The organism is Saccharopolyspora sp. NPDC050642 (genome assembly GCF_040654735.1).
Classification (GTDB): domain Bacteria; phylum Actinomycetota; class Actinomycetes; order Mycobacteriales; family Pseudonocardiaceae; genus Saccharopolyspora; species Saccharopolyspora elongata.
The window spans coordinates 633,483-656,322 of record NZ_JBFAIN010000001.1 but is presented as its reverse complement, the minus strand read 5'-3'; the positions used below and the strand labels follow the sequence as shown (position 1 = coordinate 656,322).

Sequence of the window (22,840 nt, the reverse complement as noted above, 5' to 3'; positions counted from 1 at the left end):
ATGGACGACAACCCGAGCGTCGGCGCCGTGATCGAGCAGATCGCGCCGCGGCTGAGGCGCGCCCGCGAGAAGAAGGGCGTCAGCCTGGCCGATCTCGCGCGAGCCACCGGCATCTCGACCAGCACCCTGTCGCGCCTGGAATCGGCGCAGCGCAAGCCGAGCCTCGAACTACTCCTGCCGATCACGGCGGCGCTCGGCGTCCCCCTCGACGAGATCGTCTCCGCGCCCCGGATGCTCGATCCGCGCGTGCCCCAGCAGCCCGCGAAGACGGGTGGCCGGGTGCTGATCCCGTTGTCGCGGCACCAGGGGGAACCGCGCGCGTGCAAGATGACGATCCCCGCGCACGACGAAGAGCCCCACCTGCGCACCCACCAGGGCTTCGAGTGGCTTTACGTGCTGCGCGGGCGACTGCGCGTGAAGCTGGGGGACCACGATTTCGTCATGGGGGCCGGCGAAGCGGCCGAGTTCGACTGCCGGATCCCGCACTGGTTCGGCGCCGCCGGGCGCGGCGACGTCGAGGTGCTCAGCCTCTTCGGGAAGCAGGGCGAGCGCATCCACCTCCGCACCTCGCGGCGGGAAGCCCCCGTCCGCGGCGTCACGGGTTCCAGACCATCGTCTGCTGGTGCAGCCGCTTGCCGTCCTGCCTGATGCCGGGGACCAGCGGCGTCGGGCCGTGCTTGGCGAAGCCCATGCGTTCGAAGAACCGGACCGCGCGGGTGTTCTCGCACAGGGTCTGCAGGTGGCATCCCGGTGAACCGGCTTCGCGGAGCCGATCGAGCCACCGGTTCATCAGCCCCTCGGCGGCACCGGTTCCGCGCGCCCGGCGCTCCACGTTGATGTGCAGATGGGCGGGCCACCGGGCGTCGTCGAACTCGCCCGAGAAGGGCTCGCGCCGGATCGCGATGCGCGCCATGTCGACGGCGGCGCGGGCGAAGAAGGCCGCGGGCCCGGGCCGGAAGATCAGCCGGTACTTCTTGATGGCCTGCTCCATGCGCTTGCTCTCGCTGGGGAACGCCGAGCTGTCGAGGCATCCCGTCAGGTAACCGACGAGGGCGCCACCGGACACGGCGACGAACAGCGAATCCGGCGCCAGGTCCATGTAGGGCGTCAGGTAGACGGCGGCCTCGGATTCCTCGTGCCCCCACAGCGAGGCGGACGGCGCCCCCTCGCCTGCGCGCCCGAACAGTTCGCGCAACTCGGCGCGGTCGGCCTCCGCGAAGGTGCGTATCTCCACCACGACAACGACATTACCGATTCGCCCGGCGCTGCGGCCGCGACTTCGGGAACCAGGACGGGTGGAATGACGCCGCGAGCGGCACTGATCGTTCACGGCGATCGTCCCGGGCGCACGACGGCGTCCTATGAGGACGTTGCGGGTCCGCTAATCGGAGCGCACGGTGAAGAACGTCATCTACGCGATGACGAGCCGGCTGAACCTGCGCAACCGGCCGCAGCTGGTGGCCTACGGCGTGCGGATCGGCCTCATCTGACCGCCCGCTGATCCTCATGACGCCCCGTTCCCATCAGGAGCGGGGCGTCCGCCTGTTCCCGGTAAGGAATGCGGCGTTCGCGCCATGCGATCCATTGAGGACACTTCGGTGCCGCTCTCGTGGGCATCCGTCGCCGGGTTCAGCGGCGCAAGGCGGTTTCCCGCGCCATGTGCGACAGCTTCTCGGGATTGCGCACGGCGTAGAGCCCGGCGATGAGGCCGTCCTCGATGCGCACCGCCAGAACCGTGTCGAGTTCGCCCTCGTGCCGCAGGAGCAGCGCCGGGTGGCCGTTGACCTGTGCCGGACGCAGCGACGCCGCGGCGATCTTGCCCAGCACCTGTGCCACGGCGTCGGCCCCCACGAAGGGCGCCAGCGCGGCCTGCACGACCCCGCCGCCGTCGGTCAGCAGCACGACGTCCGGCGCGAGGACGTCGAGCAGGCGTTGCAGATCGCCCGTCTCGACCGCCCGCTGGAACGCCGTGAGCGCGTCCTGCGCCTGCGCCGGGGAAACGGCCCCGCGCGGGCGGCGCGCGGCGACGTGAGTCCGCGCCCGGTGCGCGATCTGGCGGACCGCGGCCGGGCTCTTGTCGACGGCCTCCGCGATCTCGTCGTAGGCCAGGTCGAACACCTCGCGCAGCACGAACACCGCCCGCTCGGTCGGCGAGAGCGTCTCCAGCACCAGCAGCATCGCCATCGAGATGCTGTCGGCCAGCTCGACGTCCTCGGCCACGTCGGGCGCGGTGAGCAGCGGTTCGGGCAGCCAGGGGCCGACGTAGGACTCCTTGCGGCGGCCGAGCGAGCGCAGCCGGCTCAACGCCTGGCGCGTGGCGATCCGGACCAGGAAGGCGCGCTGGTCCCGCACCACGTCGAGATCGACGTCCACCCACCGCAACCAGGTCTCCTGCAGGACGTCCTCCGCGTCGGCGGCCGAGCCGAGCAGCTCGTAGGCGACGGTGAACAGCAGGTTGCGGTGCGCGACGAAACCCTCGGTGGCGGCGCTCATGCGGTCGCCGCGCGCGAGCGGCTCGGCCGCGTCCGTGGTCGGCTCGCTGCGCTCGTTCATCGCCGGCTCCTGTCTGCTCGTCCTCGACCCTGTCACACGCACAAGGCGCCGGCCCCAGCCGCTTTGTGACACCCGCGAGCGGTGTCGTGCATCACACTGCCGCGTTGTCACGAGGAGCGGGTCGCCAGCATCTCCATGGTCGTCAAGACGCCGCGCGAACGATCCGCGCGGCACCCACTGCACGAGCGAGGACGAAGCCATGGAACCCCGCATCAACCTGATGACCAACGAGGTCGGCGCCAAGATCAACAAGCGGATCTACAACGTCAGCCTGGCGATCCGGGAGTCGTCGCTGCCCAAGGCCCTCCAGGAGTTGGTGGAACTGCGCGCCAGCCAGATCAACGGCTGCGGTTGGTGCGTCGACGTCCACACCAAGGAGGCCGCGGCCGCCGGTGAGACCCCGGTCCGGCTCAACCTGGTCGCCGCCTGGCGCGAGTCCACCGTGTTCACCGAGGCCGAGCGTGCCGCGCTGGCTCTCGCCGAAGAGGGCACCCGGCTGGCCGGCGCCCACGGCGGGGTGTCGGACGAGACCTGGGCCCAGGTGTGCGAGCACTACGACGAGGACCAGGTAGCCGCGCTGGTCTCCTTGGTGGCCATGATCAACGCCGCCAACCGGCTCGGCGTGATCACGCGCACGCGGGGAGGTTCCTACGACCCCGGCATGTTCGCCGGTCTGTCGAGCTGACCGACGGGTGAACCAGGCCCGGATCAGCCGATCCGGGCCTGGTCGTATTCCATTGTGGACGAATGTTGTCAGCCGGGAGTCGTTGTGCTCGGCTGCGTGAACTCCTGGTCGTGGTGGGCCCGATCGACGTGGAATTGACAGGTGATCGAACTGCAACTAGCTTTGTTGCAGTTCTGCAGGTGTCGCGAAGGAGCCGTGGTGGGTCTCAGCAGCAGGAGTGCGGTCGCGATCCACGCGCTCACGATGTTGGCGCGCTGGGACGACCGATCGCTGACCTCGGCGGAAATCGCGGAGAGCCTGGCGAGCAACCCGGTTCTCGTGCGGCGCATCCTCGGCAGCCTCCGGGATGCCGACCTGGTGCTGTCCACCGAGGGCCGCGGCGGCGGGTGGTCTCTGGCTCGCGCTGCGCGCGAGATCACGCTCTACGACGCGTACATCGCCGTCGAGGCGGGGCCGGTCCTGTCGCGGCACCCCCATCCGCCCAGCGCGGAGTGCGAGGTGGGGCGCAACATGAAGGCCCTGCTGGAGGCGGAGTTCCGGGACGCGGAGCGGGCGATGGAGGAACGGCTCGGCCGGACCACCATCGCCGACCTGGCCCGGAAGGTGCTGGCCTGCGAGCGCGAAGTCGCGCTGCGGAACAGCTGACCGGGAAACGGTGGAGGAGAGTTCCTCCGCCGTTCTTCTTGCCCAAACTGCAACCGTGATGGTTGCGGTAAATCTCGCGAAGGAGTGCGTCGAATGACGTCCACGTCGACCGAGCCGGGACGAACGGGCACCGGACGGGCGCTGCTGGTAGTGCTCATGCCGGCGATCCTCGTCACGGTCACCGCAAGCGACATGGTCAACCTCATGCTCCCGTCGATCGGCGCGGAGTTCGGGGCGTCCGAAGCGGAACTGGCCTGGGTCGTCACGGGATTCCTGCTGATGTTCTCGGTCGGCATCCCGCTCTACGGCCGCCTCTCCGACCGGCTGGGCTTGCGGAGCCTCTTCGCCTTCGCCCTGGTGACCTACGCGGTCGGGAGCCTGGTCTGCGCGCTCGCCCCGGAACTCCTCGTGCTCGTGCTCGGGCGAATGGTGATGGGCGTCGGGGCGGCCGCGATCCCCGTGTTGGCGATCATCTCCGTCACCAGGCTGATGCCGGCGGACGAGCGGGGGATGGGGATCGGCGTCGTCTCCGCGGCCGCGGGCATCGGCACCGCCGCCGGGCCGGCGATCGGCGGCGGGCTCGGCCAGTTCCTCGGCTGGCCCGCGCTGTTCTGGCTCGTGCTCGTGGTCGCGCTGGTGCTGCTTCCCCCGGCGCTGCGCGTGCTCCCGGGCGAGCCCCCGGCGGGGGCGAGTCGCTTCGACCTCCTCGGCGGCGTCCTGCTGGGAATCGGCGCCGGGCTGGTCCTGTTCGGCATCACCCAGGTGCAGGTGGCCGGTTTCGGCGCGCCGTCTTCCTGGGGCAGTCTCCTGGTCGCGGTCGTGGCGATCGCGTTGTTCGGGTGGCGCACCGCTCGCGTCGCGCAGCCCTTCGTCCCGCCCGCGCTGTTCGCCAACCGGGTCTACCGGGCCGCGGTCGTCGTCGCGTTCCTGGCCATGGCGGTCAACCTCGGCGGCCTGGTCTTCGTCCCGCTGCTGGTGGTCGACGTCAACGGCCTCGCCCCGGGCGCGGGTGCCCTGGTCATGATCCCGGCCGGGGTCGCCGTCGCCGTCCTCTCGCCGCTGATCGGCCGCCTCGCCGACCGCATCGGCACCCGCCCCTTGGTGCTGGCCGGACTCGCGACGATCGGGGTGTTCGCCCTGTTCCTCTCGACCGCGACGGGAGGCGCGTCGGTGATCCCCGCCGGGATCGGCATCCTCGGCCTCAGCGTCGGCTTCATCTTCGTGATCACGCCGATCATCAGCGCCGCGGCGAGCGCGCTGCCGGCCGATCAGGTGGGCGTCGGCCTCGGAATCCTCCAGGGCGCGCAGTTCCTCGGCGCCGGCACCGGCCCGGCCCTGTTCGGCGTGCTGGTCGCCGCGAGGCTGCAGAGCGGCAGCAGCGCCATCAACCCCTTCTACGGCGGCCAGGCCGGGGCTGCCTACTCCGATGCTTTCCTGGCGATGGCCGTGGTCGTCGTCCTCGCGTTGATCGTCGCCTTCCGGATGCGTCCCGCAGCGACGTCGCGGGACAGCTGAAACACCCGCGCAACGCTGCCCGGGCGGCACCGGCGCAGTTCGGCGAGCGCGGTCCGGTGCCGGGCTCAAGCGTTTTCATCGAAATGATCCGATTTTCTACCTGAATGTCGTAACGGGTCGGAAGATCATCGGGGGCCGGACGTTTTCCATTGCTTGGAAAGTGTGAATCAGCGCACTATCCGGCAAAATCGGCTAACGGTTCGGAACTGCGTTGATCGCCGGATTCACGGCGGCCGTCCAGTCGTCCCGGATGCTCTGTTCGGCGGAGGTGGAACGGCCGCCGTCGCGCTTCGGCTGCAATATCCGGAGGATCGGACCGGTGCGGTAATCTTCTCCGCTGGGGTTTATTTCACGGCCAGCTCTGGGAAAGGTGCCGAAGCATGTCCGAGTTGTGGGATGAGACGCAGAGGTTAACCAACCCGCTGATTTCCCGGAACCTGGTCTACTTCATCGCGCTGGCCGACGAGCTGCATTTCGGCCGGGCCGCCGAGCGGCTGTTCGTCACTCAGTCGGCGCTCTCCCAGGGCATCCGTTCCATGGAGCGCCTCCTCGGCGCGGAGCTGTTCGTCCGGAGCAGGCGGGGAGTTCGCCTCACCGACTCCGGGAAGATCCTGCTGGGCGAGGCGACCTGCATCCTCCGGCGGTCCGAGCGGATAGCCCGGACGATCCGGGAGGTGGCGGGCGGGAGCTCCGGCCGGATCCGCGTGCTGTACAGCAGGTCCGGTGTCCACTTGGGACAGCGGCGGCTCGTCGAGGAGTTCCGCGGTGAACACCCCGAGGTCGACGTGGTGACGATCGCGGGGTGGGCGTCGCACAACGTCGCCGAGCTCCGCTCGCGCAAGGCCGACGTGGCCTTCGTGCGCACCCCTCCCGGCCTCCCGGACATCGACTGCCGGGTCATCGGGGAGGAGGAGCTCGTGGCCGTCCTCCCCGCCGGTTCGCCGCTGGCCGCCGGCGACCGCGTGACGCGGGAGGAGTTCCGGGCGCAGCCGGTCGTGATGTGGCAGCGGGAGAGCGGCCCGGAGTTCTACGACCGCGTCGTGGAGCAGGTCTGGGGACACGATGTGCCCGAGATCACTTCGGTCGAACCCGATTACGCCAACGTGATCGACGCGGTCTGCTCGGGTTCGGGAGTCGCGGTGCTGGACCGCTCGCTGGCCGAACGCGCCGCGTCCGGCGGCGCCGTCTGCAGGCCCTTCGCCGGCCGGCGCCCGACCGGCGAGATCTCCCTGGCCTGGTTGAACAGCGACACCAGCCCGCTGGTCCGCCGGTTCGTCGAATTCGTCGCCGCCGAGGCGGACCGGCACGGGATCGCGGAGCCGGTGGAGCTGTCCGCCGCCCTCGGGCGGCAGGCGCGGAACAATCGGTTCTGATCAGACCATTAGAAAGTTTAATTAGAGGTCCGAACGGGCGCGATGTAATGTCGCCTGCGGTCAACGGTGACCGCCTACTCCAACCACCTGAAAGGGATCGGCTTCATGCTGTCGTTTCCGGAGGGACATCAGCCGCGTTACAACGACTTTTCAATTCGAGCGATCTCGGATGAAACGCTTCGCGAAGGAGGCGAGCGTGCTCCATTCGGCGCCGACGATTCGCGCAAGCTGCGGTTGATCGAGGCGGTAACCGGCGCCGGTGTCACCGACATCGACGTCGGCTCGGGGATCACCGAGGCGGCGTTCGTGCGCAACGTGCTGGACGCGAAGTACTTGATGGGCAGGATTCCGGAGCGGACGGAATTCTCGTTCAACCTGACTTTGAAGACGTGGGAACCGCTGTGCGAGCAGCTGGAGCGCAACATTCCGCGCGAGTACCTCAAGGAGATGTACGTCAGCATCGGCATGATCGAGATCGACAGCGAGAACAAGCTGTTCGAACGGGTCGCCGAGCGGCTGCGCTCCATCGGCGTGGGGCGGCTGCGGTCCAGCCTGCTCAACGCCTTCTCCGGCACCGTCGACGAGGACAAGTACGCCCACCTCAACGACCAGATCGAGCGCTGCCGGCAGCAGGGGATCTCGCTGGTCCGGATCAACGACTCCGTCGGCACCCTGCTCCCGGACGCGACCGCGATCCTGGCGGCCAACCTGGTGCACGACAACCCGGACTTCACCTTCTACCTGCACGGGCACAACGACCGCGGCATCGGCACGGCGAACTCGCTGGTGTCGGTCTTCCACGGCTTCCAGATGATCGAGGGCGGCGTCGCCGGCGTCGGCAACCGGGCCGGGCTCGCCGAGCTGGAGTCGATCGCCGCCGTCTTCGCCGAGCGCAACATCACCGTCGAGGCCGCGGCGCTGGACATCGAGAAGCTCTCCGCCGCCGCGCGGCTCTCCGAGGAGGTCTTCCTGGCCGCCCCGGACCCGTACCGGGCGGTGAGCGGTTTCCTGGTGGAGAACGAGAACGCGGGCATCGTGAACGTGCCGGACTACCTCGGCGTGTCCCGGCCGGTGGACTACTTCCTCAACCGGATCGGCCTGTTCCCGGTCTACATCAAGCAGATCCTCGCCGAGGCCGGCGCGGATCCGGTCATGCTCAAGGACGACGAGCTGATCCAGCAGATCTACGTCCGCCTCGCCGAGCAGATGGACGAGCTGTACCAGCAGAAACGCGTCGAGTACGACCGGCTCGCGGCGCAGATCAAGGCGTTCTACGCGGACATGGTGCGGCTGAACGACGTTCAGACCACCGCGCTGGAGGTCATCCGCGAGCGCGCCGACCGCGCCACCGTGGTCGGCGTCTGAAGCGGCGCCGCCGGAACGGATTGAACTCTCCTGATGAACGAAAGCAGTTATGCGTCCCGGCTGACGGCCGCCGGTGTGGTGGCCGTCAGCATCGGGAACTTCCTCGTCGCCTTCGACGCGTCCTCGGTGAACGTGGCGTTGCCCAGCATCACCGCGTCCCTGCAGGCGTCGCAGGCCGAACAGCAGTGGTTCCTCGACGCCTACACGATTCCGCTGTGCGTCTTCCTGCTGACGGCGGGCGTCGCCGGTGACCGCTTCGGCGTCGCCCGCGTGTACCGGGTGTCGACGGCCGTGTTCGCCGTCGCCTCCCTGCTGTGCGCGCTGCCGATGTCGGGCTGGCAGCTGATCGCCGCGCGCGTGCTCCAGGGCGCCAGCGCGAGCTTCATGCTCCCGATGACGCTGTCCATCCTCACCAAGGGCATCCCCGACCTGACCCGGCGCGCCCGCGCCATCGGCGGTTGGGGCGTGGTCGGCGGCGTGGCCATCGCGACCGCACCGCTGGTCGGCGGCCTGATCACCCAGTTCGTGGGCTGGCGGTGGCTGTTCCTGGTCAACATCCCGGTGTGCGCGTTCGCGCTGGTGCTGATCCGCGGTTTCCGCGACCCGGTGGCCGCTCCCGAGCGCCGCTTCACCGTGTTGCCGCAGCTGCTGTTCTGCCTCGCCCTGACGTTCCTCGCCGGTTCGTTGATCGAGGGCGCGCACTCGTCGTTCGCCAACCCCGTGGTGGTGGCCGCGCTGGTCGGTTTCGCCGTGGCCCTGGGCGCGCTCGCGCTGACCCAGGCGAAGGCCACGACGCCGCTGGTGCCGCGCGCGCTGTTCACCCACCGCCCGTACCTGCTGGTCATCCTCTCCGGCGGCCTCTACCAGATCGGGTCCTACGGTTCGCTGCTGGTCCTGGCGCTCTTCCTGCAGCAGGAGCACGGGCTGAACGCCGAGCAGGCGGGCTACGCCGCGCTGCCGTGCTGCGTGGCGTGGCTGTGCGGGAACCTGCTGGCGAGCGGGGTCACGCCCGGGGTCCGGCGCCGGATCATCCTGACCGCCACGCTGATCGGTGGGGTGGGCGGTGCGTCGGTCGCCGTGCTGTCGGTGACCGGATCGCTGGGCGCGACGCTGGCGGCGACCGCGCTGATCGGTGTGCCGTCGGGACTGCTGGCGTCCTTGCTCAGCGCCGAGGCGATGCACCTGTGCCCGCCAGAGATCTCCGGTGCCGCGTCCGGCCTGCTGAACACCAGCAGGCAGGTGGGCATGACGATCGCCATCGCGGTGCTCGGCGGTCTCGGGTTCGCCTACCAGCTCCTCGTCCCGATGTTGGTCGTGGCGGGCGCGTTCCTGCTCGTCGGCGTCAGCTGCCTGTCGGCCTTCGCGCTGCGCGGGGACCACGGGCGGGCGGATGCGCCGAAGCAGCCGGTCACGGCCGACGGATCCCGGTGAGATAGCCAGCGGAGGGAATGCCGGTGTTGACTTCTGTCGCGGGGGCGGTGGCCGCGGCATGGGTCCTGGCCGGCCTGGTCGTCGGCGCGGGCCGGTACCGGCACCGGCTCGCGCGGGCGTACCGCCGCGCGGAGTCGCGGTGCGGCCAGTGGTACGAGCTGCGGTCGAAAAGCTGGTTCTGAAGCGGGAATTCACACGTGGGCGGGAATGGCTCCCGACCCGCACGACGGTGCTCCTCCTCGACGGCCGGGCGAGGAGGAGCACCGGTGCGCCCACTGGCATCGAGGACTGGAAGCCGCGGCTGTTGGTTCGGCATGTGGGGATTTCGTGCCGACCGGGCCTTGGCGTACGTCGGGCACTGTCTTCTTTGGACTGTCAGTGGTTGCGCTGGGAGCCAGAAGGAGCCGACGAGGCACAGGGCAAACCGTGATCGGCGTCGCCGGTTCAGGGCGGCCGGTGGCGTCCGTCCACAGTGGCCGACAATCGGCGATTTCACCTGAACGGGTGAGATCGTGCCGGGTCTCAGCCGGCCGGGACGGCGGACAGCCCGATCGCCGCCTCGGGCGTGTTGAGCAGGAACGCGAAGCTCTCCTCGAAGTACAGGTCGATCCCCGCGGCGTCGTGCGACAGGTACCCGATCGAAAGGTCCCGCCCGAGCAGCAGGACGTGGTCGCCGCCCCGGGTCGACAGCAGGCAGCCGCCGCTGATCGAAGGCGCCCACACCACGTCTCCGCCGAGGATGCGCTGCAGGTGCTCGATCAGCGGATACCCGGCCTCGGTGGCTCCGGCGGCCGCCGTGTACTCGGACGCGCCGAGCAGCAACGCGAGCGGACCGTCGACGCCCGCCAGCCGCAGTGCGGACAGCCCCTCGGCCACCGCCCCCGGCAACCCGCGCACGTCGGCGGTCAGCGGAATCGGCCGGTGCGACGAACCGGCGCGGATGCCGGTGATGCCGGCGGCCTCGAACCCGTCGACGATCGCGCGGTCCTCGGCCTGCGCGATGCGCTGGGCCGCGTCCTTCACCGGTTGCCAGTCGGCGTCCCGGGAACCGCGTTCGACCTCGTCGACGGCATCCCGGGACACGCGGAACGGCACGCGCAGCTCCAGCACCGACCGGGACTCCCGCAACTCCGCCTGCACGCCCTCGTGGCCCGGTGCGTCGATGCGCGTGCTGCGGCCGGTCCCGACCGCGGCGAACGTGTCGCCCTTCGGCTCGGACACGTCCACGACCCGTCGGCCGGCCGCATGCCGCGCGAAGGTGCGGCGCGCTTCCTGTTCCAGGTCGGTCCACGCGGCCTGCGAGATGGGCGCCAGTTCGCGGTGCAGGTTGTTCATGACGGCGGGTTTCCCTTCAGGCTCCCGATGCCGAGCGACGCCCCGGCGGTCGGTGTTCCGGTCGGTTCCGGCGGCTGCTGCTCCAGGAACGTCTGCGTGGGCACGAAGAACAGCGATCCGGTCACGGCGGTGGAGAAGTCCAGGATCCGGTCGTGGTTGCCCGCCGGGACGCCGACGAACATGTTGGTCAGCATCTGCTCGATGACCCAGGGGTCGCCGGCGTAGCCGATGAAGTAGGTGCCGAACCGGCCCCCGGTGAACTCGCCGAAGGGCATGTTGTCCCGCACGATCTGCCGCTCGCTGCCGTCCTCCGCGGTGATGGTCGTCAGCGCGACGTGCGAGTTGGCCGGCTTCACGTCCTCGGCGAGTTCGATGTCGTCGAGCTTGGTGCGTCCCACCACCCGCTGCTGCTCCTCGACCGCCAACTCGTTCCACGCCACGAGGTCGTGCAGGTACTTCTGCACGACCACGTAGCTGGCGCCGGCGAAGTCCGGGTCCTCGTCCGCCGCGACCGCCACCGCGGCCCGGGCCGCCACCCCGGTCGGGTTCTCGGTGCCGTCCACGAACCCCAGCAGGTCCCGCTCGTCCCAGTACTTGAAGCCGTGCACCTCGTCGAGGATCGTCACCGCGCCCCGCAGCCGCGCCAGGACCTGCGCCGCCAGCTCGAAGCACAGGAACTCCTGCCTGGCCCGGATGTGCAGCAGGACGTCGCCCGGCGTGGACACCGACCGGTGCTTCGCCCCGACGAACTCCGGCAGGGGGTGCAGCCCCGCCGGGCGCGGCCCCGAGAACAGGCGATCCCACGCCTGCGAACCGATCCCGGCCACGCAGGTCAGCCCGCCCTCGGGGTAGCGGAAACCGACCGCGCGCTGCAGCGCCGCGAGATCGCCGAGAGCATCCCGCACCTGCGACTCGCCGCCGGCCGAAACCGACAGCACGAGGAAGATCGCCGAAGGCGTCAACGGCGCCAGCACCGGCTGCGGCACCGCATCGGTCGATTCGGGGCTCGACATCGTGGTGGTCACCTCCCAAGTGGCCGACTCTAAGGGGAAATATCCGAATCGGCTTTGCGTAGCGGTGCGGGCCCGGCGCTACAGCCGGGTGTACGCGTCGATGTCGCGCTCGAACTCGGTGATGGCCTCCGCGGTGAGCGTGGGGCGGGTGTCCGCGATCGCCTGCAGGTACTCGTCGGTCGTCGCGAGGTCTCCGCGCTCGTGCAGCACGTCGCGCTCGAACGCGGTCTGCGCGCCCTGGCGCGCCGCGAACTCGATGTCCGCCGGGGTGAACAGCTCCGTCCGCTCCACCAGCAGGTCCAGGTCGACGTTGTCGCGCGCCGGGCCGAGGTAGCGGGACCAGATCGCCCGGCGCGCGGGCGGATCCGGCGGCCCCACCGGGATCAGGTAGTCGAACCGGCCCGGCCGCAGGAAGGCCGGGTCCAGCGAGCTCACCGAGTTGGTGGCGCACACCAGCAGGCGGTGGTCGTGCTCGCGGAAGCCCGGGATGAGCTTGAGCAGCTCGTTGGTCACGCCGTGCGCGGCGCCCACCGCCGGGCTGGAGCGGGTGCCGGCGATCTCCTCGACCTCGTCGATGAACAGCACCAGGTCGTCGAGCTCCTCCAGTTCCGCGAACACCTCCCGCAGGGAGGCCGCCAGCCCGTCCGGGGAGGACGCGGCGAGGCGGGACGGGAACAGCTCCACGAACGGCCATTTCAGCCGGGAGGCGATCGCCTTGGCGAAGCTGGTCTTGCCGGTGCCCGGCGGCCCGAACAGGACGATCGCCTTGGGCGGCAGGACGCCGTGGCGCTCGGCCTGCTCGTGGTGGGAGATCGGCAGCACGACCCGGCGTTCGATGACGTCCTTCTCCCGCCGCATGCCCGCCAGCGCGTCCCACCCGCCGGGCGGCAGGAGCCTGCCGCCGAGGTGTTCGAGGACGTCGAAGTCGGCGGGGTCGAGCTCCTGCACCTTCTCGAAGTAGGTCAGATCGGTGCGGGGCCGGTAGCCGGAGTTCACCATCGCCCGGAAGCCCGCGGCCCCCTCCGACACCAGGCTGGCGATGCGGTGCACCCCCGCGCTGCGCAGCTTCTTCTCCAGCTCGGCCAGCAGCGCGCTGCCGATGCCGCGGTTGCGCCACCGGGCGTCGAGGGCGAACAGCGCCAGCCAGGCCCGGTCGCCCTCGACCTTCGCCGCCGCCATGCCGACGACGTCCTGCTGCACCACCGCGACCAGGGCCGGATGCCCGGCCCGCGCGAGCGACACCACCTCGGCGGCGGAGAACGCCGGCTCGCCGCCCTCCCTGCTCTGGTCCCAGATGTGGATCGCCTGGTCCAGGTCGTCGTCGTGGAAATCGCGCACCCGCCAAGTCGGCACGGCCCACCTCCCGGTCTTCCGCGCTGCGCGGCCGCGCCGGCCGCGAGCTTGTGTCGGGCAGTACGAGTCGGGAATTCCTGCGGTGCCGTGCCGCCTTCGCGCAGCGGCCGAATCGGCACCGGCAGAATTCTCCGCCGGGTATTCGGGGAAAGTCAAAGAGACATTTCTGATTTCGCAATAGGTCGCACCTATTTGCGCGCCGGGACTCCGTGTGCATGCGACGTCACGCGGTGTCGCAAGGCGGCTTTCGCATCCCGGGATAGGATGTTCCGCGGCCCTCTGGCGTTAGGTGAACAAAATGCTCTTCCGGCAGCTCGAGTACTTGGTGGCATTGTCGCGCGAACGGCATTTCGTGCGCGCCGCGCAAGCGTGCTCCGTTTCGCAGCCGGCGCTGTCCGAGGCAATTCGGAAGCTGGAGGAGGAACTCGACGTCCCGCTGATCCGCCGCGAGCGCCGTTTCCAGGGCCTGACGCCGGAAGGCGAACGCATCGTCCGCTGGGCCGAGAAGATCCTGGCCGACCGGGACTCGATGCGGCTTGAGGTGAGCGCCCTGCGCACCGGGCTGACCGGTCAGCTCTCGATCGGCGTGATCCCGACGGCCGCGCCCGCGGTGCCGCCGCTCACGGCGCGGTTCTGCGCGGAACACCCGCTCGCCCGCGTGCAGGTCATGGCCGATCTGCCCACCGACGAGATCTTCCGGCGGCTGCAGAACTTCGAGCTCGACGTCGCGATCGGTTACCTCGCCGACGCCGAGGCGGCCGGCATGGTCAGCGTTGCGCTGTACCGGGAGCGGTACGTGCTGCTGACGCCCGCCGAGGGGGAGTTCGCCGCCCGCGAGTCGGTGACCTGGGCGGAGGCCGGGCGGGTGCCGCTGTGCCTGCTGACGCCGTCGATGCGCGGCCGCCGCACCCTGGACGGGGTCTTCGCCGAAGTCGGGATTTCGCCCGTCCCGCAGCTGGAAACCGACTCGATCGCGGGGTTGTGCGCGCACGTCGCGATGGGGCGGTGGTCCAGCATCGTGCCGGCCCCGTTCGCCCGGGCCATCAGCGACACGGCCGGGGTGAAGGCCGTTCCGCTGGTGGCCCCGGACCACGAGGCGCGGGTCGGTCTGGTGACGACCGCGCGGGAGCCCGGATCGGTGATGGGCCGGGCGTTCATCGAGGTCGCGCGGTCGGTGGATGTGGCCGGAGCGCTGGAGTGAGCCTCACGCCGGGTCCGGCCGCAGCCGCTCGGCGCCGCTGTAGACGTTCATCGAGGTGCCCCGCAGGAAGCCGATGAGGGTCAGCCCGGCGTCCGCGGCCAGGTCCACGGCCAGCGAGGACGGCGCGGACACGGCGGCCAGCGCGGGGATCCCGGCCATCACCGCCTTCTGCACCAGCTCGAAGGACGCCCGGCCGCTGACCATCAGGACCGAGTCGCGAAGTGGCAGCCGGCCCGCGCGCAGGGCGTCGCCGACGACCTTGTCCACCGCGTTGTGCCGCCCGACGTCTTCGCGCAGGCACGTGAGCCGGCCGTCGGCGGTGAACAGCCCGGCGGCGTGCAGGCCGCCGGTGCTGTCGAACACCCGCTGGGCTTCCCGCAGCCGGTCGGGGAGGACGGCCAGCGTCGACGGCTCGATCCGCAGCGAGTCCTCGCCGAGGGGCCAGGTCGTCGTGGTGCGCACCGCTTCCAGGCTCGCCTTGCCGCACAGCCCGCAGGACGACGTGGTGTAGAAGTTCCGCTCCAGCGACGCATCCGGCGGCGCGACACCGGGAGCGAGGGCGACGTCGACGACGTTGTAGGTGTTGCCGCCGTCGGAGGTGGCGCCCGCGCAGTAGCGGATCGAGGCCACGTCGTCGGCCGAATCGACGACGCCCTCGCTGACCAGGAATCCGACGGCGAGGTCGAAGTCGTGCCCCGGGGTGCGCATGGTGACGGTGAGCGGGCGGCCGCCGACCCGGATCTCCATCGGCTCCTCGGCCGTCAGGGTGTCCGGTCGCTGCGATCGCACCCCGTCGCGGATTCGCAGCACCGGCCGTCGCACGGTCACTCGGCCCATTGTTGCGTCCTTTCCTGGAGTCCACCGGGGATCCGGTGGGGTAGGTGGCTTCGGGAATGCCAGGCGGTGATCGAGAGGAACAGCAGGCCTGCGGCGGCCATGCCCGCCAGCAGGGCCGGGTACGGGGCCGCGCCCGCGGTGACGGCCAGGAACAGCGGCGTGAGGAAGCCGATGTAGGTGGTGCCGTGGTAGAGCGACACCGCGGACGGCAGCGCCGACGGCGGGGCCATCCGCCGGAGTTCGCGCAGGCCGGAGGCCGAGGTGAGGCCGTATCCGGCGCCGAGCAGGAGCGCCGCGGCGGACGTCAGGACGACGGAACCCCGGTACACGGCGTAGGAACCCAGCAGCAGCCCGGCGATCACGGTGGCCATGCCGGCGAGCGTCGGCCGCGCGTTCCGCGCGTGGTCCAGCAGGCGCGCCAGCGGCTGGACGGCGATGCCGGTGGTGAGCGTCAGCGCCGTGACCAGCCCGCTGAACAGCGGCGCGTAGCCGGGAACCCGGTCGGCCAGCAGCGGTGGCAGCACGACGTAGGCGACCGTCGCGGCGGCGAACACGGCCGGGCTCGCCGGGAGGACCACGCGCAGGAACCGCGGATGCCTGGCCGCCGACCTGCCCAGCCCCCGGACGTGCCGGACCTTGGCCACCGTCACCGGGGAAGGCGCGGTTTCCGGCACCTGCCGCGTCGCGACGAGGCAGAGCAGGGCCAGCGCGGTGTGCACGAGCGCGGGGAACACCGCAGGCCAGGGCGACCACTGGGCGAGGACGCCCGCCACGAGCGCCCCCGCCGCCAGCCCGCCGCCGGTCGCGTTCAACGCGCGGCGCGGGCCCGCGCTCGGTCGCCCGAGATCGGCCGACAGCTCCACGATCCACGTGGTTCCCGCGGAGAGGACGATGCCGGCCGCGACGCCCGCGGCCAGCCGGCTCGCGTACACCGGGAGCTGCGACACCGGCGCCAGCGACAGCAGCGCGCTGGCGACGGCGGACAACGCGAGCGCGGGCCGAACGATGCGCCTGCCGCGCCGGTCCGAGGCGGGGCCGCCCAGCAGCAGGCCGGGGAGCAGGCCGAGCAGGTAGGTGGTGAACATCGCGGCGACCGGGATGTCGTGCCAGTGGCGCTCCGTGCGGTAGACGACGGCCAGCGGCGCGAACTGGTTCGCGCCCCACCCGGCGGTGAACACCGCGGCCGCGGCCGGCATCCAGCTGGACGCGCTGCGGTAGGTCGTCATGCCGGGTCGGCCCTTCTGGTTCGCGTGCGGAGCGATCCCGGCACGACGTGGTGTCCACATCGGATCGATCCGATGTGGACCTTCCGGTGGTGGCGTCAGGCGCGGGGCTCCAGCCGGACCACGATTCCCTTCGAGGTGGGCGTGTTGCTGAAGTCGGCCACGCTGTCCAGCGGCACCAGGACGTTGGTCTCCGGGTAGTACGCGGCGGCGGAGCCCGGCGTCGTCGGGTACGCGACCACGCGGAAGTCGCGCGCCCGCCGCTCGACGCCGTCGTGCCACACGCTCACCAGGTCCACGGCGGCGCGGTCGGCGAGCCCGAGCGCGTCCAGGTCGGCGGGGTTGACGAGCACGACCCGGCGGGCGTTGTGGATGCCCCGGTAGCGGTCGTTCGGCGCGTACGGGATGGTGTTCCACTGGTCGTGCGAGCGCAGCGACTGCAGCACCAGATGCCCTTCGGGCGCGCTCAGCATCTCGAACTCGTTGCGGGTGAAGACCGCCTTGCCGCTGGGCGTGCGGAAGACCCCGCTGTTCACCGGGTTGGGCAGCGCGAACCCGCCAGGCTTCGCCACCCGCGCGTTGAAGTCCTCGAAGCCCGGCACCACCCGCGAGATCCGGTCCCGGATCGCGCCGTAGTCCGCCTCGAACTCCTCCCACGGGATGTCGGGATCCGAGCCCAGCGTCAGCCGCGCCAGGCGGCCGAGGATCGCCACCTCGCTGAGCAGCATCTCCGAGGCTGGCTCCAGGCGGCCGCGCGAGGCGTGCACCACGCTCATCGAATCCTCGACGGTGACGAACTGCTCGCCGCCGGCCTGGACGTCCCGGTCGCTGCGCCCCAGCGTCGGCAGGATCAGCGCGATCTCGCCGCACACCGCGTGGGAGCGGTTCAGCTTGGTCGAGATGTGCGCGGTCAGCCGGCACTGGCGCATCGCCCGCTCGGTGGCGTCGCTGTCCGGCGTGGCCCGCACGAAGTTCCCGGCGACGCCGAGGAAGAACCTGGCCCGGCCGTCGAGCATGGCCCGGATCGAATCCACCGAGTCCCAGCCGTGCTCGGTCGGCGGGGTGAAGCCGAACTCCCGCTCCAGCGCGTCCAGGAAGGACTGCGGCATCTGCTCCCAGACGCCCATGGTGCGGTCGCCCTGCACGTTGCTGTGCCCGCGCACCGGGCAGACCCCGGCCCCCGGTTTGCCGATGTTCCCGCGCAGCAGCAGGAAGTTGACGACCTCGCGGATGGTGGGGACGCCGTGCTTCTGCTGCGTCAGGCCCATCGCCCAGCAGACGATGACGCTCCTGCTGGCCAGCACCCGGTCGAGCACCTGCTCGATCTCTTCGCGGGTCAGCCCGGTGGCGGCGCGGATCTCGTCCCACGAGATCTGGCGGGCCTGCTCGGCGAACTCCTCGAAGCCGGTGGTGTGCGCGCGGATGAACTCGTGGTCGAGCACGGTGCCCGGGGCGGCGTCCTCGGCCTCCAGCAGCAGCCGGTTCAGCGCCTTGAACAGCGCGAGGTCGCCGCCGGGGCGGATCTGCAGGAACTGGTCGGCGATGGCGGTGCCGCGGCCGACGATCCCGCGGGCGTTCTGCGGGTTCTTGAACCGGATCAGCCCGGCCTCGGGCAACGGGTTCACGGCGACGACCTGCCCGCCGTGCCGCTTGGTCTCCTCCAGCGCGGACAGCATCCGCGGGTGGTTGGTGCCGGGGTTCTGGCCGACGACGAAGATCAGGTCGGACTCGTGGATGTCGTCCAGGCTCACGCTGCCCTTGCCGATGCCCAGCGTCTGCTGCAACGCGAAACCGCTGGACTCGTGGCACATGTTGCTGCAGTCGGGCAGGTTGTTCGTGCCGAACGCCCGCGCGAACAGCTGCAGCAGGAACGCGGCCTCGTTGTTGAGCCGGCCCGAGGTGTAGAACAACGCCTCGTCCGGGGAGTCCAGCGCGCGCAGCTCGCCGGCGAGCAGGCCGAGGGCGTCGTCCCAGGTGATCGGCTCGTAGTGGTCCGATCCGGGCCGCTTGACCATCGGCTCGGTGAGCCTGCCCTGCTGGTTGAGCCAGTAGTCGGACTTGCGGGCGAGCTCGGAGACCGGGTGCTGGCGGAAGAAGTCGGCGGTGACCCGGCGCGACGTCGCCTCGTCGTTGACGTGCTTGGCGCCGTTCTCACAGTACTCGTTGAGGTGCCGCTGCTTCGGGCCGGGTTCCGGCCACGCGCAGCCGGGGCAGTCGATTCCCTTGGCCTGGTTGAGGTTCAGCAGCGTCAGCATGGTCCGCCGGACCGAGGTCTGGCCCAGCGAGTACTCCATGGCGTGCGCCACCGCGGGCAGTCCCGCCGCCCAGGTCTTGGGCGGGGTGACCGAGAGGGCGTCCTCGCCGGGATCTTCGATCTTGCTCATGTCGTGGCCAACCCCTCGTACATTTCCGAATTCCGCCGCGCTTTTCAGCGTTCGGCACCGGCGGGTGAAAGTCAAAGAGGGAGCGGCGATGATCTGATAGGCGCCGTTTATCGACTCCGGTCCGGCCGGTGATAGGCATTGCTTATCGGCTGGTAGGGGACTCCGCTTTGACCATTCGGGCCCGATAACGGAAACTGGTGGCCGACCGGGACTTCCGCATCGCCGAGAATTGCGAACAGCACGAGGCGTTCCGTCGGCGGTGCACCGGGCGGGGAATCAGATGAATCTCGTTGCACGAATCGGTGCCGAGGCGCCCGCGAAGAGCTGGGCGCAGGCGCGGGACACCGCCAGGGACGCCGCAGGGGAGCCGCTGCCCGCGGTTGCGCGCGAGCTCGCCGACGCGCTCGGCCACGCCCTCGCCGAACCGCTGGTCGCGCTCACCGACCTGCCGCCGTTCGACACGTCCGCAATGGACGGTTGGGCCGTGGCGGGGCCGGGGCCGTGGCGGCTCGGCGGCACCGGCGTGCTGGCCGGCGGGCGGCCGGAACCGCTGGCGGAGGGCACCGCCGTGAGCATCGCGACCGGCGCCGAGCTGCCACCCGGCCCGATCGCGGTGCTGCGCAGCGAGCACGGCGAGGTGGAGAGGTCGGCCCGGATCCTGTTCAACCGGGCGCCGAGCCCGCCCGTCCCGGGCCGCGATGTCCGGCCCCGGGGTCAGGAATGCCGCTCGGGCGAGCCGCTGCTGCCGGCCGGTACGACGGTCACGCCCGCCGTGCTGGGCCTGGCCGCGGCGGCCGGGTACGACCGGCTCGTCGTCCACCGGCGCCCGACGGTGGAGCTGCTGGTCCTCGGTGACGAACTGCTGGACTCCGGCCTGCCCCGCCGCGGCGGGGTCCGCGACGCGCTGAGCCCGCTGCTGCCGCCGATGCTGCAATGCGGCGGCGACGTGATCGGCCGGCGCCGGATCGCCGACGACTTCGAGTTGCTGCACGACGCGATCCGGCATTCACCGGCCGACGTCGTGGTCACCACCGGCAGCACCGCCGCCGGTCCGGTCGACTTCCTGCACGCAGCGCTCGCCGAGACCGGCGCCAGGCTGCTGGTCGACTCCGTCGCCGTGCGGCCAGGTCATCCGATGCTGCTCGCCGAGCTTCCGCCAGCCGCGGACGGGCGGAACCGCCGGCTCGTCGGGCTCCCCGGCAACCCGCTCGCGGCCGTCGCGGGAACGGTGACACTGGCCTTCCCGCTGCTGCGCCGCCTGAGCGGTCGGCCGGACGCGGAGCCGCGACGCGTCGAAGTCTCAGCCGAGCTGCCCGGACATCCGCGAAGCACCAGGCTGCTGCCGGTGCTGCTCCGCGAGAACGCGGCCGCGCCGCTTCCCTTCGACGGTCCCGCGATGCTGCGCGGCCTCGCGCTCGCCGACGGCCTCGCGGTGGTCCCGCCCGGCGGTCTGCCCATCGGCTCCACTGTGGACGTTCTGGAGGTGCCGCGACCGTGATCACCCGGCGGGCTGCGACGCCTCCACGGTGACCTTGAGGTGCTTCATCAGCGGCTGGTCGCTCTGGGTGCTGTAGTCGCCGATGGCGCAGAGGACGTTCATCTCGGGCATGTAACCGGCCGCGCACCCGCGCGGGATGTCGTAGGGGATGGCCTTGTACCGGCGCAGCGTGCGGGTGCTGCCGTCCCGGGCCGTGCTGGTGATGTCGACGTCGTCGAACCGGCGGATGCCGCGGTCGCGCATGTCGTCGGCGTTCATGAAGACCAGTGTGCGGAGGTTCTTGATGCCTCGGTAGCGGTCGTTGTCCGAGTAGATGGTGGTGTTCCACTGGTCGTGCGAGCGCATCGTCCCCAGCGCCAGCGTTCCCGCGACGGGGACGACGTCGGGCAGGGCGGCCGTGGAGAACTCGGCACGTCCGGACGGCGTGCGGAACACCAGCTCCCGGGCCGGCTGGCGGAGGCGGAAGCCGAGCGGCAGCCGGACGCGCCTGTTGAAGTCCTCGAAGCCGTCGAGGACCTGGGCCATGGTGTCGCGGATCCGGTCGTAGTCCTCGACGTACTTCTCCCACGGGGTGTTGCTGCCGGGCAGCGCGGCGCGCGCCATCCCGGCGATGATCGCCGGCTCCGACAGCAGGTGCGGCGACGCGGGGCGCTTCATGCCCACCGACAGGTGCACCATGCTCATCGAATCCTCCACCGACGTGGCCTGCAGGCTGCCGCGCTGGTGGTCCTTCTCCGTGCGGCCGAGGCACGGCAGGATCAGCGCCTGCCGGCCGTGGACGAGGTGGCTGCGGTTGAGCTTGGTGCTGACGTGAACGGTCAGCAGGCACTTCCGCAGCGCGGCGGAGGTGTAGGGGGTGTCGGGGGCGGCGAGGGCGAAGTTGCCGCCCATGCCGACGAACACCTTCACGTCGCCGCGGTGCATCGCCTCGACGGTGCCCACCGTGTCCAGGCCGTGGGCGCGGGGCGGATCGATGTCGCAGACCCCGGCCAGCCGCTGCAGGAACGCCTCGTCCGGGCGGTGGTCGATGCCGCAGGTCCGGTTGCCCTGGACGTTGCTGTGCCCGCGGACCGGCGACGGCCCGGCGCCTTCCCGCCCCAGGTTCCCGCGCATCAGCAGGAGGTTGACGATCTCGCGGACCGTGTCGACGCCGTGCTCGTGCTGGGTGACGCCCAGGCACCAGCTGACGATGCTCCGGTCGGCCTCGCAGTAGACGCGGGCCGCCGTGAGGATTTCGGCGCGGCCGACGCCGGACTGGCGCTCGATCTCGTCCCACGAGGTCGCCTCGCACAGGGCGCGGTACTCCGCGAAGCCCGCCGTGTGGCGCTCGATGAACTCGACGTCGAGGGCCTTCGGGTCGGACTTCTGCTCCTCCAGCACGGCCTTCGCCATGCCGCGGACCAGCGCCATGTCGCCGCCGATGCGCGGCTGCAGGTTCAGCGTGCCGGTGCGCGTCGGCCGGAACGTGGCCATCCGCGCGAACTCGTGCGGGATGATCGTGCGCGTCGAGGCGGCCTCCACCAGCGGGTTGATGTGCACGATCTGCGCGCCCCGCCGGTAGGCCTCGGCGAGCGCGGTGAGCATCCTGGGCGCGTTGGAGGCGGCGTTGACCCCGAGGATGAACAGGGCGTCCGTCATCTCCCAGTCCTTGAGGTCGACGGTGCCCTTCCCGGTGCCCAGGGACGCCTGCAGGGCGCGGCCGCTGGCCTCGTGGCACATGTTGGAGCAGTCCGGGAGGTTGTTCGTGCCGAACTCCCGCGCCATGAGCTGGTACAGGAAGGTCGCCTCGTTGCCGAGGCGGCCGGAGGTGTAGAAGGCCGCCTGGTCGGGGCTGTCGAGCTCCTGCAGGGTGCGTCCGACGAGGGCGAAGGCCTCGGCCCAGCTGATCGGCACGTAGTGGTCGGACGCCGGGTCGTAGCGCATGGGCTCGGTCAGGCGGCCCTGGTCCTCGAGGTCGAAGTCGCTCCACTCCGCCAGTTCGGCCACCGGGTGCGCGGCGAAGAACTCCCTGTCGACCCGCTTGCGGGTCATCTCCCAGGTCACGTGCTTGATGCCGTTCTCGCAGATGTCCAGGTGCAGGCCCTTGGTGTCGTCGGGCCACGCGCATCCCGGGCAGTCGAAGCCGCCGTTCTCGTGGTTCATCTTCATGATCGCCCGCGGGCCGTTCACCAGCTCGCGCTCGCGGACCAGGAACTCGGTCACGCTCTTCGCGGCGCCCCAGCCGGCGGCCGGGTGGTGGTAGGGCCGGAATTCCGGCTGCGCAGCGTCCTGGTGCTTGCCGTCTCGCTCGTCCATGACCACGCTCCCGCAGGTCTCGCACCGACCACCGCATCCCACCACCGCACCTGGACAGCGGCAAACCGGCACCGGATCGGTGCCCCGGCGCGGAAGGCCGCTGCCGCCAGCCGGAATCCGATCTCGGGGTGGTT

General features: G+C 70.9%; 19 protein-coding genes and 1 pseudogene. 11 read left to right on the top strand and 9 right to left on the bottom strand.

The window, feature by feature from the left end; genetic code table 11:
• Positions 1 to 648 (top strand): XRE family transcriptional regulator, encoded by a 648-nt coding sequence (locus AB0H93_RS03080; protein WP_358566497.1) that lies wholly within the window; start codon positions 1 to 3, stop codon positions 646 to 648.
• Here AB0H93_RS03080 and AB0H93_RS03075 read toward each other — a convergent pair.
• The gene (locus AB0H93_RS03075) at positions 596 to 1,237 is read right to left on the bottom strand and encodes a GNAT family N-acetyltransferase (protein ID WP_358566494.1); all 642 of its coding nucleotides are present in this window, start codon (positions 1,235 to 1,237) and stop codon (positions 596 to 598) included. The two genes, AB0H93_RS03080 and AB0H93_RS03075, sit on opposite strands and share 53 nt — an antisense overlap.
• A 129-nt stretch (positions 1,238 to 1,366) precedes the next feature.
• On the opposite strand from AB0H93_RS03075, the pseudogene AB0H93_RS03070 reads away from it, so the two are divergent.
• Positions 1,367 to 1,490 (top strand): annotated as a pseudogene (locus AB0H93_RS03070) (DNA-binding response regulator); the annotation flags it as partial.
• Between the two features lie 139 nt (positions 1,491 to 1,629).
• On the opposite strand, the gene AB0H93_RS03065 reads toward AB0H93_RS03070, so the two are convergent.
• Entirely contained in the window at positions 1,630 to 2,493 is an 864-nt protein-coding gene (locus tag AB0H93_RS03065; RefSeq protein WP_358566891.1) for an RNA polymerase sigma-70 factor, read from the bottom strand.
• Positions 2,494 to 2,752: 259 nt separating this feature from the next.
• Between AB0H93_RS03065 and AB0H93_RS03060 the strand changes: the two genes are divergently transcribed.
• From AB0H93_RS03060 to AB0H93_RS03030, 7 genes are all read left to right on the top strand, one after another.
• A complete protein-coding gene (locus AB0H93_RS03060; RefSeq protein WP_358566491.1) occupies positions 2,753 to 3,238 on the top strand; it encodes a carboxymuconolactone decarboxylase family protein in 486 nt (161 codons plus the stop codon).
• Positions 3,239 to 3,436: 198 nt separating this feature from the next.
• Complete coding sequence (locus AB0H93_RS03055) at positions 3,437 to 3,883, top strand: Rrf2 family transcriptional regulator (protein ID WP_235883596.1); 447 nt, start codon at positions 3,437 to 3,439, stop codon at positions 3,881 to 3,883.
• 93 nt (positions 3,884 to 3,976) lie between these two features.
• Positions 3,977 to 5,398, top strand: coding sequence for an MFS transporter (locus AB0H93_RS03050; RefSeq protein WP_358566487.1), 1,422 nt, complete (start codon positions 3,977 to 3,979; stop codon positions 5,396 to 5,398).
• Positions 5,399 to 5,778: 380 nt separating this feature from the next.
• Positions 5,779 to 6,771: a LysR family transcriptional regulator gene (locus tag AB0H93_RS03045; protein WP_358566484.1), complete on the top strand. Its 993-nt coding sequence runs from the start codon at positions 5,779 to 5,781 to the stop codon at positions 6,769 to 6,771.
• A gap of 234 nt (positions 6,772 to 7,005) precedes the next feature.
• Complete coding sequence (locus AB0H93_RS03040; RefSeq protein ID WP_358566481.1) at positions 7,006 to 8,136, top strand: hypothetical protein; 1,131 nt, start codon at positions 7,006 to 7,008, stop codon at positions 8,134 to 8,136.
• Positions 8,137 to 8,169: 33 nt separating this feature from the next.
• Entirely contained in the window at positions 8,170 to 9,567 is a 1,398-nt protein-coding gene (locus AB0H93_RS03035) for an MFS transporter (protein ID WP_358566478.1), read from the top strand.
• Between the two features lie 23 nt (positions 9,568 to 9,590).
• Complete coding sequence (locus tag AB0H93_RS03030; protein WP_358566475.1) at positions 9,591 to 9,749, top strand: hypothetical protein; 159 nt, start codon at positions 9,591 to 9,593, stop codon at positions 9,747 to 9,749.
• Between the two features lie 340 nt (positions 9,750 to 10,089).
• On the opposite strand, the gene AB0H93_RS03025 is transcribed toward AB0H93_RS03030, so the two are convergent.
• From AB0H93_RS03025 to AB0H93_RS03015, 3 genes are all read right to left on the bottom strand, one after another.
• Positions 10,090 to 10,902 (bottom strand): family 1 encapsulin nanocompartment shell protein, encoded by an 813-nt coding sequence (locus tag AB0H93_RS03025; protein WP_358566472.1) that lies wholly within the window; start codon positions 10,900 to 10,902, stop codon positions 10,090 to 10,092.
• Positions 10,899 to 11,915, bottom strand: a complete 1,017-nt coding sequence (locus AB0H93_RS03020) for a Dyp-type peroxidase (protein ID WP_358566469.1) — start codon at positions 11,913 to 11,915, stop codon at positions 10,899 to 10,901. Before AB0H93_RS03020 ends, AB0H93_RS03025 begins: the two co-directional genes overlap by 4 nt.
• Positions 11,916 to 11,993: 78 nt before the next feature.
• Positions 11,994 to 13,268, bottom strand: coding sequence for a GNAT family N-acetyltransferase (locus AB0H93_RS03015; RefSeq protein WP_358566466.1), 1,275 nt, complete (start codon positions 13,266 to 13,268; stop codon positions 11,994 to 11,996).
• 298 nt (positions 13,269 to 13,566) lie between these two features.
• On the opposite strand from AB0H93_RS03015, the gene AB0H93_RS03010 reads away from it, so the two are divergent.
• Complete coding sequence (locus tag AB0H93_RS03010; RefSeq protein WP_358566463.1) at positions 13,567 to 14,469, top strand: LysR family transcriptional regulator; 903 nt, start codon at positions 13,567 to 13,569, stop codon at positions 14,467 to 14,469.
• Positions 14,470 to 14,472: 3 nt separating this feature from the next.
• Here the strand turns inward: AB0H93_RS03010 and fdhD are convergent, their stop codons facing one another.
• The 3 genes from fdhD to AB0H93_RS02995 form a co-directional block, all read right to left on the bottom strand.
• Positions 14,473 to 15,306 (bottom strand): formate dehydrogenase accessory sulfurtransferase FdhD, encoded by an 834-nt coding sequence (gene fdhD, locus AB0H93_RS03005; protein WP_358566460.1) that lies wholly within the window; start codon positions 15,304 to 15,306, stop codon positions 14,473 to 14,475.
• The gene (locus AB0H93_RS03000; protein ID WP_358566457.1) at positions 15,294 to 16,532 is read right to left on the bottom strand and encodes an MFS transporter; all 1,239 of its coding nucleotides are present in this window, start codon (positions 16,530 to 16,532) and stop codon (positions 15,294 to 15,296) included. The genes fdhD and AB0H93_RS03000 overlap by 13 nt, the downstream gene beginning before the upstream one ends.
• Positions 16,533 to 16,627: 95 nt before the next feature.
• Complete coding sequence (locus AB0H93_RS02995) at positions 16,628 to 18,913, bottom strand: FdhF/YdeP family oxidoreductase (protein WP_358566454.1); 2,286 nt, start codon at positions 18,911 to 18,913, stop codon at positions 16,628 to 16,630.
• 280 nt (positions 18,914 to 19,193) lie between these two features.
• Here AB0H93_RS02995 and AB0H93_RS02990 point away from each other — a divergent pair, with 280 nt between their 5' ends.
• Complete coding sequence (locus AB0H93_RS02990) at positions 19,194 to 20,411, top strand: molybdopterin molybdotransferase MoeA (RefSeq protein ID WP_358566451.1); 1,218 nt, start codon at positions 19,194 to 19,196, stop codon at positions 20,409 to 20,411.
• On the opposite strand, the gene AB0H93_RS02985 is transcribed toward AB0H93_RS02990, so the two are convergent.
• The gene (locus AB0H93_RS02985) at positions 20,412 to 22,706 is read right to left on the bottom strand and encodes an FdhF/YdeP family oxidoreductase (protein WP_358566448.1); all 2,295 of its coding nucleotides are present in this window, start codon (positions 22,704 to 22,706) and stop codon (positions 20,412 to 20,414) included.
• Between the last annotated feature and the right edge of the window lie 134 nt (positions 22,707 to 22,840).

Coding starts and splice junctions, on each gene's coding strand:
- AB0H93_RS03060 (WP_358566491.1), top strand. CDS start 2,753: ATGGAACCCCGCATCAACCTGATGACCAACGAGGTCGGCGCCAAGATC.
- fdhD (WP_358566460.1), bottom strand. CDS start 15,306: ATGGGCCGAGTGACCGTGCGACGGCCGGTGCTGCGAATCCGCGACGGG.
- AB0H93_RS03050 (WP_358566487.1), top strand. CDS start 3,977: ATGACGTCCACGTCGACCGAGCCGGGACGAACGGGCACCGGACGGGCG.
- AB0H93_RS03045 (WP_358566484.1), top strand. CDS start 5,779: ATGTCCGAGTTGTGGGATGAGACGCAGAGGTTAACCAACCCGCTGATT.
- AB0H93_RS03025 (WP_358566472.1), bottom strand. CDS start 10,902: ATGAACAACCTGCACCGCGAACTGGCGCCCATCTCGCAGGCCGCGTGG.
- AB0H93_RS03020 (WP_358566469.1), bottom strand. CDS start 11,915: ATGTCGAGCCCCGAATCGACCGATGCGGTGCCGCAGCCGGTGCTGGCG.
- AB0H93_RS03065 (WP_358566891.1), bottom strand. CDS start 2,493: ATGAGCGCCGCCACCGAGGGTTTCGTCGCGCACCGCAACCTGCTGTTC.
- AB0H93_RS02990 (WP_358566451.1), top strand. CDS start 19,194: ATGAATCTCGTTGCACGAATCGGTGCCGAGGCGCCCGCGAAGAGCTGG.
- AB0H93_RS02985 (WP_358566448.1), bottom strand. CDS start 22,706: ATGGACGAGCGAGACGGCAAGCACCAGGACGCTGCGCAGCCGGAATTC.
- AB0H93_RS03080 (WP_358566497.1), top strand. CDS start 1: ATGGACGACAACCCGAGCGTCGGCGCCGTGATCGAGCAGATCGCGCCG.
- AB0H93_RS02995 (WP_358566454.1), bottom strand. CDS start 18,913: ATGAGCAAGATCGAAGATCCCGGCGAGGACGCCCTCTCGGTCACCCCG.
- AB0H93_RS03000 (WP_358566457.1), bottom strand. CDS start 16,532: ATGACGACCTACCGCAGCGCGTCCAGCTGGATGCCGGCCGCGGCCGCG.
- AB0H93_RS03010 (WP_358566463.1), top strand. CDS start 13,567: ATGCTCTTCCGGCAGCTCGAGTACTTGGTGGCATTGTCGCGCGAACGG.
- AB0H93_RS03035 (WP_358566478.1), top strand. CDS start 8,170: ATGAACGAAAGCAGTTATGCGTCCCGGCTGACGGCCGCCGGTGTGGTG.